Annotated in this window: 11 protein-coding genes; 3 read left to right on the forward strand and 8 right to left on the reverse strand. The window is 70.9% G+C overall.

All coding sequences use genetic code 11. The annotated features are described in order from the left end of the window. Window positions 1-5 precede the first annotated feature (5 nt). Window positions 6-1,331, reverse strand: a complete 1,326-nt coding sequence (gene nhaA / locus AVP41_RS10915) for a Na+/H+ antiporter NhaA (protein WP_067164264.1) — start codon at window positions 1,329-1,331, stop codon at window positions 6-8. Between the two features lie 101 nt (window positions 1,332-1,432). After that, complete coding sequence (locus AVP41_RS10920) at window positions 1,433-1,837, reverse strand: NUDIX hydrolase (protein WP_082829160.1); 405 nt, start codon at window positions 1,835-1,837, stop codon at window positions 1,433-1,435. 63 nt (window positions 1,838-1,900) lie between these two features. On the opposite strand from AVP41_RS10920, the gene AVP41_RS10925 reads away from it, so the two are divergent. From AVP41_RS10925 to AVP41_RS10935, 3 genes are all read left to right on the forward strand, one after another. Then, entirely contained in the window at window positions 1,901-3,397 is a 1,497-nt protein-coding gene (locus AVP41_RS10925) for an SDR family NAD(P)-dependent oxidoreductase (protein ID WP_442922788.1), read from the forward strand. Then, a complete protein-coding gene (locus AVP41_RS10930) occupies window positions 3,391-3,639 on the forward strand; it encodes a putative acetyltransferase (protein WP_231902732.1) in 249 nt (82 codons plus the stop codon). Before AVP41_RS10925 ends, AVP41_RS10930 begins: the two co-directional genes overlap by 7 nt. Before the next feature lie 196 nt (window positions 3,640-3,835). Further along, complete coding sequence (locus AVP41_RS10935; protein ID WP_067164269.1) at window positions 3,836-4,840, forward strand: serine hydrolase domain-containing protein; 1,005 nt, start codon at window positions 3,836-3,838, stop codon at window positions 4,838-4,840. A 70-nt stretch (window positions 4,841-4,910) separates the two neighbouring features. On the opposite strand, the gene AVP41_RS10940 is transcribed toward AVP41_RS10935, so the two are convergent. The 6 genes from AVP41_RS10940 to AVP41_RS10965 form a co-directional block, all read right to left on the reverse strand. Continuing rightward, window positions 4,911-6,323 carry a heparan-alpha-glucosaminide N-acetyltransferase domain-containing protein gene (locus tag AVP41_RS10940; RefSeq protein ID WP_067164272.1) on the reverse strand — a complete coding sequence of 471 codons (1,413 nt, stop codon included), beginning with the start codon at window positions 6,321-6,323 and terminating at the stop codon, window positions 4,911-4,913. A 53-nt stretch (window positions 6,324-6,376) separates the two neighbouring features. After that, on the reverse strand, window positions 6,377-7,369 hold the full coding sequence (locus tag AVP41_RS10945; protein ID WP_067164274.1) for a hypothetical protein: 993 nt from the start codon (window positions 7,367-7,369) through the stop codon (window positions 6,377-6,379). 132 nt (window positions 7,370-7,501) lie between these two features. Continuing rightward, complete coding sequence (locus AVP41_RS10950) at window positions 7,502-8,335, reverse strand: PhzF family phenazine biosynthesis protein (protein WP_067164275.1); 834 nt, start codon at window positions 8,333-8,335, stop codon at window positions 7,502-7,504. A 41-nt stretch (window positions 8,336-8,376) separates the two neighbouring features. Then, window positions 8,377-10,614 (reverse strand): glycoside hydrolase family 31 protein, encoded by a 2,238-nt coding sequence (locus tag AVP41_RS10955; RefSeq protein ID WP_067164277.1) that lies wholly within the window; start codon window positions 10,612-10,614, stop codon window positions 8,377-8,379. Beyond that, window positions 10,611-11,735 (reverse strand): glycoside hydrolase family 15 protein, encoded by a 1,125-nt coding sequence (locus tag AVP41_RS10960; protein ID WP_067164279.1) that lies wholly within the window; start codon window positions 11,733-11,735, stop codon window positions 10,611-10,613. The genes AVP41_RS10955 and AVP41_RS10960 overlap by 4 nt, the downstream gene beginning before the upstream one ends. A gap of 66 nt (window positions 11,736-11,801) precedes the next feature. Further along, on the reverse strand, window positions 11,802-13,052 hold the full coding sequence (locus AVP41_RS10965; protein WP_067164281.1) for an ABC transporter substrate-binding protein: 1,251 nt from the start codon (window positions 13,050-13,052) through the stop codon (window positions 11,802-11,804). Between the last annotated feature and the right edge of the window lie 2 nt (window positions 13,053-13,054).

Genomic DNA, 13,054 nt, shown 5'->3' on the forward strand with positions numbered 1-13,054 from the left:
CGGGATCAGTCCCGCTGATAGACGTCGGGGATCCCGTCGCCGTCGACGTCTTCCGCTTCCTCCTCCGCGATGCGGCGGTAACGCCGATTGCGGGCGACGAGGATCACCGAGGCCAGGAGCGATGCCAGCAGCGAGGCGATCATGATGGCGATCTTGGCGTCGTCGTTATGGACGTTCCCGATCCCGAAGCTGAGCTCGGCGATCAGGAGGGAGACGGTGAAGCCGATCCCCGCCAGGATGCCGACGCCGGCGAGGTCGATCCAGCGGAGCGAGGGATCCAGTCGTGCGCGCGTGAACGCGGTGACCAGGCGCGTCGTGAGCACGATGCCGAGCGGCTTTCCGAGCACGAGTCCCGCGACGACCCCGATCGTCACCGGGTCGGTCGCGGCCCGCACGATGCCGTCGAGGCCGCCGATGGCGACGCCGGCGGCGAAGAACGCGAAGACCGGCACGGCGATCCCCGCCGACAGCGGACGGAATCGGTGCTCGAACTCCTCCGCCAGTCCTCCGGCACCGCCCAGGGGCTGCTGTCCGCGACGCGGGTTGACGGGGACGGTGAACGCGAGCACGACGCCGGCGATCGTGGCATGGACTCCCGAGGCGTGCATGAAGGCCCACGCCGTGAACCCGATCGGGAGGAGGATGAGCCACGCGCCGAAGGGACGCAGATGGAAGAAACGCTGATACCGCTGGGCGAAGAACCCGAACACACCCACTGCCGCGACCGCAAGCGCGAGGGCCACCAGATCGATGTCGGAGGTGTAGAAGACGGCGATGATGGCGATCGCAAGGAGGTCATCGACCACGGCGAGGGTGAGCAGGAAGATACGGAGCGCACTGGGCAGGTGCGAGCCGATGATCGCGAGCACGGCGACCGCGAAGGCGATATCGGTCGCCGTGGGGATGGCCCATCCCACCCGCAACGACGGCTGCTGCCACACGATGCCGGTGTAGATGAGCGCCGGCACGAGCACTCCCCCGGCCGCAGCGGCGATGGGGACGATGGCCGTCCGGATGTCGTGCAGGTCGCCGACGACGATCTCGCGTTTGAGCTCGAGTCCGACGAGGAAGAAGAAGATCGCGAGCAGGCCGTCGGCCGCCCACGCCCCGAGCGACAAGTCGAGATGCCACGGCGCGTAGCCCACGCGGAGATCGCGGAGCGCGAAGTACGCGTCGGCCCACGGGGAGTTGGCCCAGACGATCGCGATGACGGCGGCGGCCACGAGCAGCATGCCGCCGACCGCTTCTTTCCGCAGGAGCATCGAGACACGCCGCGCCTCGAAGAACGATCCGCGGCGAGGGAAGGTGGCAGAGGAAGAAGGCGACGTCATAGGGCTCCGGTCACGGTGTGGTCGACGAGGACAACGTCGACCAGACTTCCCGACACGCCACTTCCAGTCTACCGGCCCCGGCGACGCCGGCGCGGGGACGCTCAGGCGGGGAGGAAGTACTCCCGAGCCAGGGGCGCCACCTCGAGCGCGTCCGCCTCGTCACGGCTCACCCACCGGATCTCCTCGATCTCGGCCGCGGCGAGCGGGGACTGGTCGCCGATGGCGACCCGGAAGACGTGAGCGACGACGAGATGCCCGGGCTCGTTCGCCGCGGGCGCGGTGAACTCGCCGAGCGGATCGAGATCGCGCTCGGTGAGTCGGAGGCCGAGCTCCTCGTCGAGTTCCCGCGCGAGGGTCTGCGCCGGAGTCTCGCCCGGTTCGGGTTTGCCGCCCGGTTGCATGAAGGCGGTCGTGCCCGCCTTGCGGACCAGCAGCAGACGGCCGGCGTCGTCGACGATCACGGCGGCGGAGACATGGATGCGGCGGGGTTCGGGGGCGGAGGTCACCCGTCGCACGCTAACAGCAACCGGCGCGATCCGAGGCTCCGGACGGCCGACGTAGAATCGTGTGTGCCCGAGATCCCCGCCGACGTTCCGCCACCGAGCGGTATCGACCCCGCCGACCTGGAGACGACCCTGCGGGTGCTGCGCGAACTGGCGGAGATCGATCAGTCCCACCCCGACTTCATCACGGTGCGACGTGCGACTGCCGCGATGTTCAAGGCGGCCAAGAAGGCGAGACGGCGCGAGATCCGCGACGCCGTCGCCGAGGCCGACCGCGCGGTCGTCGCCGCCACCGCCACCGGCGCCCCCGACCGCATCGACGACGAGACCCGCGGCATCCCGATCAGCACCTCGACGACCACGCCGACCGCCGGAACCTTGCGGAAGGCCCGCGCCTGCTACATCTGCAAGCAGCCGTACACCGTCGTCGACGCGTTCTACCACCAGCTCTGCCCGGACTGCGCCGCCTTCAGCCACCAGAAGCGCGATGCCCGCACGGACCTCACCGGCAAGCGCGCGCTCCTCACCGGCGGACGCGCCAAGATCGGCATGTACATCGCGCTGCGGCTGCTGCGCGACGGCGCGCACACCACCATCACCACCCGGTTCCCGCGCGACGCCGTGCGCCGGTTCTCGCGTCTCCCCGACTCCGTCGACTGGCTGCACCGCCTCAAGGTCGTCGGCATCGATCTGCGCGACCCGGCCCAGGTGATCGGTCTCGCCGACGACGTCGCCGCGGCCGGTCCCCTCGACATCCTCATCAACAACGCGACCCAGACCGTACGGAGGTCGCCGGGGGCGTATCAGCCGCTCGTCGACGCGGAACTGGCGCCCCTGCCGCAGGGGCCGCTCCCGGAGCTCGTGACCTTCGGCCACACCAACGACCGGCACCCCCAGGCGCTGGAGCGCTCCGTCTCCGCACATCCCATCCTGGCGGCCGCGGCCACGCAGGCCGATGCGCTCACCGCGCAGGCCGAGGTGATCACGAACGAGGCGATGGCAGCCGGCTCCAGTTCGCTCGACCGCCTCGCGGCGGGCACGGCGATCGACGCCGGAGGGCTGCTGCCCGACCTCGACCACATCAATTCCTGGACCCAGCGCGTCGAAGAGGTGGATCCGCTGGAGATGCTCGAAGTGCAGCTCGCGAACACGACCGCCCCCTTCCTCCTCATCTCCAAGCTGCGCCCCTCGCTCGCCGCGAGTCCCGCCCGTCGCACCTACATCGTCAACGTCAGCGCGATGGAGGGCGTGTTCAACCGTGGCTACAAGGGCCCGGGGCATCCTCACACGAACATGGCCAAGGCCGCCGTGAACATGCTCACCCGCACGAGCGCGCGGGAGATGTTCGAGTCCGACGGGATCCTCATGACGAGCGTCGACACCGGTTGGATCACCGACGAGCGTCCGCATCCGACGAAGGTCCGTCTCGCGGAAGAGGGCTTCCACGCACCCCTCGACCTCGTCGACGGCGCCGCGCGCGTGTACGACCCGATCGTGCGGGGCGAAGCCGGCGAGGATCTCTTCGGCGTCTTCCTGAAGGACTACCGCCCGGGGGCGTGGTGACCGACGCCGCCGGTGCCGGGCGCGCCGCGCGGATCCGGATCCCGGAGCCCGGTCGGCGCGTCGTCGTGCGCTACCTCCTGCCGAGCGGACAGGCCACGGACGCCCTCGGCGAGCTCCTCAGCGCGGACGCCGAGATGGTCGTCGTCGACGGGAAGCGGGGAATCGAGCGCATCTCGGTCGCCGACATCGTCGCCGCCAAGCCCGTACCTCCCCCGCCGGCGCCGAGGAACCCCCGCAGCTGACGTCCCCGCCGGCCAGTTCGGCCCCGCCGCGGGCCAAAAGCAGGCGGAACCCGACCGGATTCCCGCCAGGAGGCACCGCGGGACCGATCAGCCTGCTTTTCGCACGGCCGACACCCGCCGTGGGGATCCTCTAGTCTGGAAGGCTTTGCCGTCAACGGCAGGGCACCCGACCCGTACCGACCGAAGGATCACAACGATGGACACCACCGGCCTGCACGAGACGCTCACCGAGCTCGACTTCGAGGGGGTGGTACTCCTGCAACGCGGCGACGATGTGCTGTTCAGCGGCGCCTACGGCCTCGCCAGCCGGCGCTGGAACGTGCCCCACACGCTCGACACCCGCTTCGACACGGCCTCGATCACGAAGCTGTTCACGAGCGTCGCCGTCCTCCAGCAGGTGGAGAAGGGGGCACTGGATCTCGACGCCTCCATCCACGAGACCGTCGACCTCGCCGGCACGAAGATTCCGCGGGAGGTCACCCTGCGCCACCTCCTCACCCACACGAGCGGGATCGCGGACGACGCCGACGAAGAAGCGGGTGAGGACTACGCCGAGCTGTGGGTGGACAAGCCGAGCTACTCCGTGATCGAGACTCGCGATTTCCTCCCCCAGTTCGCCGACAAGGAGCCGCGCGTGGCGCCCGGCACCGACTGCCGTTATTGCAACGTCGGCTATGTGCTGGCGGGCCTGGCGCTGGAGAGCGTCACGGGACAGAGCTACCGGGAGTACGTGCGCGAGCACGTCTTCGCCCGCGCGGGCATGACCGAGAGCGATTTCTTCGATCGCCGCGACGCCGCCCCGAGAGTGGCCGAGGGCGGCGACGTCAACGAGGACGGGAAGTGGGTGCAGAACCTGTTCAGCTACCCGCCGATCGGCTCGCCCGACGGAGGCGCTCACAGCACGGCGGGCGACCTGATCCGCTTCTTCGCGGCGGTGCGCGGCGGGCAACTGCTGGGTGAGGAGTGGACGAGGCGGTTCTTCGAGCCCCAGGTACGCCACGACGAGGACACGGAGTACGGGTTCGGTCTGGAGTTCTCGGAGCTGGGCTACTACAAGGACGGCATCAACGCCGGCGCGAGCGGTGTGCTCATCCACTACACCGGCGCCGATGTCGACGCCGTCGTGCTGTCGAACAGCGAGGACGGGGCGTGGGACGCCGTGAGCGAACTGAACGAGCGCGCGGAAGCGGCCGCGTCCTAGCACTCCGTGGTGCTCTCCGGTCGTCGGGGAACGCGGCGACGCGACCTCCCCGACGACCGGGGCCCACGCCTCACTGCCTGGGACGCGCGGTGCCGTCTGTGCGGCGGGCGGCCCACGCGGTCACGCGTTCGAGCGGTCCCCGTCCCCGGGTGAGGGCCCACGCCGTGCAGGCGATGAGCAGGATGCCCATCGACGCACCCCAGAAGACGAAGCCCGCTTCGCGCTCCCCCGCGAACAAGGCGGGGACGAGACCGACGGGCCCCACGAGGATCGCGAACGACACCACGTGCGCGGAGTATGCCGTCAACGGCATGGAACCGACCGCAGCCAGCGGAACGAAGAGGGGACGAAGGCGCCGCACGACCAGAAGGCAACCGCCGATGACGGCCAGCGCGAACCCTCCGGAGCCGATGATCTCGAAGGTGCCACCGGAATGCGGGGAGACCGCCCACGCCGACGAGATCGATGCCCCGAGGTCGTCGTCGATGAGTCGTTCGATGTAGCTCGGCATCTCGTATGTCGCACCTCCCGGTCCCTTCGATCCGGAGAGGGAGCTTCCGCCCCCGGGGGTGCAGGTCGTGGTGCCATCGCTTCCCGTCACGCACGCCTGCGCGCTCCCCGACCCACTCGCGCCGCCCGTCACGCCCGACCCGCCGTCGTCGCGCGCGGACGAGCTGGGCGGGGCGGTGGAGGGGACAGAACTCGCGGAAGACCCGTCCTCGACCCATCCGCTGCCGGGACCGTTCAGCGCCGTCCCGACTCCGTAGCCCGTCACGGCGAGGACGGCTCCTACACCCACCAGCGCCAGCGCCGTGCGGGCGTCGCTGAGGCGCGAGCGTCCCACGGCCATGCCGAGGAGCATGAGCGGGAGCCACACCGTCAGCGGGTACGACCCCGAGAGAAGGAAGTCGACGCCGCCGCCCGCACCCCCGAGCGCGAGGGCCCGCGCCGTGAGGATCGCCACCGGTCCGACGACGGCGATCGTGCCGGCGCTGAGCAGGAGCGTGCGTCGCCGCAGACCGAGGAAGTGGATGACGACGAGGAACAGCACACCGTAGACGGGGAGGATGACGGCGATGTTGGTGCCGAGCAGTTCCAGGAGAAGGCCGATCGCGAGCACGGCCAACGCGCGGCCCGCCATCCGCAGACGCGCCGAGCGAAGCGCTTCGCCCTGAGGACGCACCCCGAACCCTGTCGCCAGCGCGACGGAGATTCCCGCGACGACGGCGAACAGGATCGACGAGCGCCCCTCGACGAGCGCGGTCCATGACACGGGATCGGTCCACCGGAAGGAGGATGCGATCCCCGCGTGGGCACCGATCATGCCGAACACAGCAAGGCCCCGCGCCACGTCGATGCCCATCAGACGGGGAGGACGACCGAACTCGGACCACCGGACGCGGAGCGAGCGGCGGGCAGGCGCGGGCGGCGCGGAGCCGGGCGAAGCCGCGTCGCGGCGGGGCTGTTCGGCGGCGAGAGTCATGCGGGTCCTCGGTTCACCTCCTCAGCATCGCGGAGAATCCGAACGCTTCGCGATCAATCCGCCCCGTGGCCGCTGTCTGTGTGCCCGGAATCGCGGAACGCGCCCGACGCGCCCTCCTCTGGGTGCACCGCCGGCTCCACCGTGAGCAGGGCGATCTCCGTGGGTGACCACCCGCGCGCCTCCAGTTCGAGTCGCAGGTGGGCCGCGAGCTCGCCGGATGAGGCGAAGGACACCGCCGTGGTCTCGGCGCGGCGGCGCAGGGCACCACCGACCGTCTCGAGGTCGCGGGCGATCTCGGAGACCGTGTCCGCGCCGAAGGCCCGACGCACGTCGGCCGGGTCGGTCAGACTCACCCGCCAACCGGCCACCTCGACCACGAGCTCTTCCGCCGGCGCATCGGATCGGCGACGCAGCGACCACCCCTGGGAACGGAGCACTTGCCACACCGCCAGTCCCGTCGCGACCACGGCGATGGCCCCGACGGCGGTCGTCGGGACGATGGAGAAGACGGCGCGGTAAAGCGGTGACTCCCACCCGACGGTCAGCGCGGCGACGATGCGGCCCGCGCAGAACGTGGCGTAGCCGAGGTTGACGACGAGGAGTGTCGTCGTTCCCGCGAAGCCGGTGAGCGCGGCGCGACGGGTCTGACCGGCGACGCCGAGGCACAGCACGCACAGCACGGCGATCTTGACGAGCAGCGAGGTCCTTGTGTCGGTGACCGTCGTCGTGATCGAGACGAGGACGACAGCGACCGAGACGGTGATCACGGCGGCGCGAAGGTGACCCGTCAGCGCACCCATCGCCAGCAACATCGCTCCCGGCCCCAGCACCATGAAGGCGTCACCCACGACGAGGGCCAGCACACCGCCGCTCAGCTCGTAGATCGCGTACATCAAAGAGGAGCCGACCGCGGCGATACCCGCAGCGACGCTGAACCGCGCGAACAGCTCCGCACGACCCGGCGCACCCCAGTGCGGGAGGGTCAGGGCGATGACCGTGCTCACCACGGCGGCCGAGATGGCCAGCAGTCCCCAGATGTAGCCCATGTCACCCTCTCCCCGACCGGCGCCTTCCCGCGGGCAGCCCGTCAGGGCCAGCATAGGGAGCGCAAGACGCTCCGACGCCGCAGGCGAGGGTCGCGCCGAGCGTTCGGGGCCCGCGGTCGACCGCGGCGACGCTCAGGCGCGGGGGATCGGAGCGGCCGTGCCACTCACACGCACTCCGCCCTCGCCCGACGCGTCGACCTCGATACGGCAGGGCTGCCCCATGTCCTCGCCCTGCATCACCGTGAAGCGGCCGTCGGCGGGGAGCAGCCCGTGCGCGCGCAGGAAACCACCGAGAGCGGCGGCCGCGGCGCCCGTGGCCGGGTCTTCCACGACCCCGCCCACGGCGAACGCATTGCGGGCGTGGATGACGTCGGGGGAGGCACGATAGAGGAGGCTCACCGTGCCCCACCCCCGGGTGATCATCAGATCTTTCATCGCGGCGAAGTCGTAGGCGAGGTCGGCCAGCCGCGCTCGAGTGGCCGCCCACAGCACCGGGTGCGACAGCCCGGCGAACGCGACGCCCGGAGGGAGGTCGGGGGCGAGGTCATCGCGGTCCCAGCCCAGCACGCGGAGGAGCTCGGGCAGCTCCTCGAGGTCAGACGCCGACGGTACGACGGACTGCAATGTCGCCGCATAGCCCCGTTCGGTCGAGCGCACCTGTACGGGGATGGGACCGACGTTCGCGCGGAACACATAGTCGCTTGCGGTCCCGTCGCGGTCGGCGAGCGCCACGGCGCTGGCGACAGTCGCGTGACCGCAGAAGTCGACCTCGGCGAGCGGACTGAAGTATCGGATCCGGTAGTCCGCGCCATCGACGGGGACGAGGAAGGCCGTCTCGGAGTAGCCGAGGTCGGTGGCGATCTCTTGCATCTCCGTGTCCGTCATCCCGGAGGCGTCGAGGACGACTCCGGCGGGGTTCCCGCCACCCGAAGGCGTGGTGAAGGCGCGGTAGTGCAGCGGATCCATCCCCACAGGGTAGGGCGTCGGGACGACGCGCCCGCCCGGCGTCAGGGAGCGAAGACCGGTGACAGGCCGGCCCAGGACTCCGCCCGGACGAAGACCGGGAGCGAGGTCCGCTCCGCCACATCCACCGACACGACGCGGCCACCGGTGACCTCGCTGCCGGTGCGAGCCTCGACCCACGAACCGGCCGGGAGATACACCGGCCACTCGCGAGCGCCCGGCGCCAGCACGGGAGCCACGAGCACGTCGGGCCCCAGCATCCACTGCAGCGGGTGCTCCCACACGGCCTCATCGGTCGGGTGGTCGAAGTACAGCGGACGCATGAGCGGAATCGACGACTCCACGGCGGCGGCCGCGGCCTCGGCCAGGTAAGGGATGAGACGCTCCCGCAACTGCACGAGTGCCCGCACGTCCGCGATCACGGCGTCGTCTCCGGTGCGCTCGGCGATGTTCCACGGCGTGCGGTCCTGAGAGGGCAGCCGGTGATGGTTGAACTCGGAGTGGTACTGCATGATCGGCACGAACACGCTCGCCGCCATCGCCCGCACGTACAGCTCTGCGTCGGGGATCGGTCCGGAGAAGCCCGCGATGTCCCACCCCCAGTAGACGATGCCGCACGAGGCTGCCGAGAGCCCGGCGAGCATCGACCAGCGGAAGGCCTCCCAGGTGGAGTTCTCGTCTCCGGCCCAGAACGCGCCGTGCGCGGGTGAGCCCGTGAAGCCGGCTCGACTGAAGGTGACGGGTGCCTTGCCCGCTGACTCCAGCAGCCGTCCGTAGGCGGCGGCGTAGGCCACGGGGAACCGGTTGTTCGATTCGTCACCCGACGAGCCGTCGAGGTAGACGAGGTCCTCACCCCACGCGTGCTCACCGCCGTCGGTCTTGAACCCGTCGATGCCGACTTCCTCCACGAGGTACCGGCGTTTCTCGGTCCACCACGCGGCGGCGCGCTCGTCGGTGAGGTCGGGCATGAGGGAGAGGGGGAACCACCAGCCGCGGTTCCGGTACGGGCGCACCGTGCCGTCCGGCGCCTTCTCGCGGATGACGACGCCCTCCGCCAGCGCCGCACGCGCGTCGGCGGCGGCCTGCCCGGTGGGATGCGGACGGAGCTTGAGCAGCGGGATCTGCCACAGGTGCACGCGGACGTCGTGCTCGTGCAGCGCGTCCACCATGCCCTTGGGATCGGGCCACGCTCCGTCGGCGGGGAACGTGAAGTCGGCCAGGCGCATCGGCCCGCCGTCCTCGCGCACCGTGTATTGGGCGTCGCGGAAGATCGTGAAGCTCTTCTCGTCGCTCCACGCCTCGATCACGACGTTGCGCACCGGGATGTCGTGCTCGCGATGGAGGGCCATCTGCCGCTCGACCTCGGCCTGCGTGTTCCACTCGTTGCCGCTGGCCCAGAGGCCGAACACCCAGTCGGGAAGGACACGCGGACGTCCCGTCTCCGCGAGGAACGCGTCGAGCACCGACGTGGGGTCCCCCGTATACACGGCGAGGGAGAGGGCCTCCGTGGCGCCCGACGCCGCGTCGACCTCCGCCTCGACCACGAGGCGGTCGGGACGCTGCTCGCCGATGTCGAACCACACGCGCCGCGAGGTGCGGACGTGGAAGCCCCACCCCTCCCCGCCCACGACGTGAGCGAACGGCATCGGGAGGTAGGTGCGCCGGTGCGCCCCCTGGCTCTTGTACTGCTCGAACACGACGGAGTCGAGGCTCGTGCCGCGGTGGTCGAGGGCGTCGTAGCGCTCCCCGAACCCGGTGACGTGTTCCCCCGGGGCGAGCGGGAGGGCGAACCGGAGGCGATGGATCCGCTCTCCGTCGTCGAGCACCTCGACCGTGCCGGGCACCACGGGGACGGCGGTCCCCTCCACCGCGAGGGCCGCGGGATCCGCCGCCCGCCACGCGGCCACCCGCGTCTCGAACCAGCGGGTGTGCGAGACCCGATCGGGCCCGGCGGCGGCGAAACGGTAACGCAGGACGCTGCCGGCGGCGGGAGCCTCGAGCTCCACCTGCCATCCGCCGGCGATCCGAGCGGTGCGCGCCTGCGCCGAGGCGAGGTGTCCGCCGTCGACGGCCTGCCCGCGCGAGGAGCGGGCGACGCGCGCGAGCGGCAGGGTCGTGGCGTCGCCGTCGTCCACCCGGAGCTCGAGCGTGACCGCGTCGATGTCGCCGGAGGTCCGCACACCCAGGCGGAGGGGCGCGCCGGCGACGGGCTGGACGGGACTGCGCTGCTCGGTGTCGTCGGAGTACGGGTGTCCGGACCCGGAGGGGCGGTGGCGGATCATGCCGCGAGCTCCCCTCGGTCGACGCCGAGCTCCGCGGCCAGTCGCAGCACCATCGCGTGACTCCACAGAAGGGGGGTCGCGACCGGCCCCCACCGCTCCAACCATTCCTCCCGGTATTCGGGGGCGAGGAGGTGCCCGTCGACCTGCTCGGGCAGCATGCCGGTGTCGGTGGCGGTGGACGCGGCCCACTCCAGCAGGCGCAACGCCTCCTCGCGCTGCCCGGCGGCCGCGTAGGCGAGTCCGAGGAAGCAGGACAGGAGCGGCCAGCGGCCACCCCCGAAGAACGTGTCGGCGCGGAAGCGGTACACGCCGCCCTCCACCTCCAGCTGGTCGGACAGGGCGCGGAGCGTTCCCGCAGCCAGCGCCGAATCGGCGTCGATCACGCCGAGCGGCGCGATGAGCGCGCTGAGGCTGCCGTCCACGGCACTCGATCCGATCCACTTGACGAGGTGACCGTCGACGACCGCATCCCGCGTGAGACGCGCCGTGACCGCCGCGGCTCCCGCGCGGGCGCGCTCGGCACGCTCCCCCGTCACGAGCCCGGACTCCGCCGCGTCGCGCAGGCCCGCCGCGATGCACCCCAGCGTCGATCCGTGAACGGCTTCGTCGTGCTCCTCCCACCAGTCGTAGCAGGGGCGCTCCCACGAGCTCAGCAGGTAGTCCACCGTGAGCGCGGCGGCATCCGCCCACCGCGCCGGGTCGATCCCGTGACGCTCGGAGTGGGCGGCCGCCGCCCACAACCACGTGCCGTAGCCGTCGAGCTGGAAGTCCCACCAGTCGTCCGACCCCAGGCCCCCGTCGAAGGTGAAGCGCGCGGGCAGCATCTGCTCATCGGGGAGGGGCGTTCCCGCGTCGGCGGCCTCGACGATGTCGCGGATGCGGTCGGCGTAGCGATCCACGACCATCGCGCACCAGTCGTGGAACGCAGAGGCGGAGGCCACCTCCCCCGCGGCGGAGGCGCCGTCGGCGATGAACGAGCCGTCGCGGAACCAGCAGTACCCGCGGTACGCCGAGAACGAGGGCGAGGCGGGGTAGGCGCCGTTGGGCTCCTGCAGCGAGGTGATGACGGTGCGAGAGCGGTCGAGGAGCGCGTCGAGGGCGACGCGGGGTGTGGTGGTCATGAGTCCGTTCCGGGAAAGTCGCGATGGCCGGGGCGGGGTTCTCCCGCCCCGGCCAGTGGGCGGATGTCAGCCGAGGAGGGGCGCGATGCGCTTCTCGGCGTCGGCGAGGGCCTCTTCGACCGTCTTGCGGCCGGCGGCCGCCTCGGTCAGCTCCTCGGTGACGATGTCCTGCATCTCCGCCTGACCGTCACCGATCGAGGGAGCGAGGGCCACCTCGTCGAGCGAGTCGAACACGGCCTGACGGTTGGCCGGCGGGGTGATGTCGAGGTAGGCCGACAGGGCGGCCTCGTCGGCGATCGGCGGGAGCTCCCATCCGGCCTTCAGGCGCGTGTCGACGGTGGTCTTGGAGCTCGTGAGGAACTCGGCGAACTTCGTGGCCGCCTCCTTGTTCTTCGTGCCCGCGGAGACGCCGACGGCGTTGGAGAACAGCGCGCTCGCGTGCTGCGTGTCGCCCGGCTCCACGGCGATGTCCCACGCGATGTCGGCGTCGGCGAGACCGCCGAACATCCAGATGCCGCTGTGCCACATCGCGAGCTTGCCGTCGGCGAACAGCTTGCTGTCGAAGTCGGGCGTGCCCGCTCCCTGCTCGGCCGTCGGCATGGTCGTGCCGCTCTTCTCGACCAGCCACTTGGCGGCGGCGATCCCCTCGGGGCTGTTGAACCCGAGCGTGCCGTCGGCCTTGAGGAACTCCCCGCCCGCCTGCGCGACGGCCTTGTAGAACTCGTGGTACGAGATCGGCTGGTAGTCGCCCCAGACGCCGGCGTCGGTGTCGGTGAGCTTCTCGGCGGCGGCCTTCTCGTCCGCCCACGTCCAGTCGCTGGTGGGGTAGTCGAGCCCCGCCGCGTCGAACAGGTCGGCGTTATAGAACAGCACGACGTTGGAGAACGAGCTCGGCAGGGCGTACTGCGTGCCGTCGGTGGCGTAGGCGTCGGCGAGCGAGGCCTGATAGGCGCTCGTGTCCACACCCTCCAGCGGCGCGAGGACGCCGCTCTTCTGGTAGGCGGCGTAGTTGGCGAACTCGATGTCGAACACGTCGGCGGCCGTGCCACCGGCGAGGTCGGTCTGCAGCGCCGTGAAGTAGTCCGCGTACGGCAGGGTCTTCACCTCGACGGTGATGCCCTTGTTCTCCTTCTCGAAGGCATCGACGATCGCCTCGAGGTTCTTCTCGTTGCCTCCGGCCGAGATGAAGTTGGAGTACGTGATCGTCACGTCCTCGCCCGCGGCAGGCGTGGTGGCGCTGGGGCCGGAGCAACCGGCGAGGGCGAGGCCGGCGACGGCGAGGACGCCGACGCCGGCGAGGGGTGCTGTGCGGTTCATGG

The organism is Microbacterium sp. TNHR37B (genome assembly GCF_001620065.1).
GTDB lineage: Bacteria > Actinomycetota > Actinomycetes > Actinomycetales > Microbacteriaceae > Microbacterium.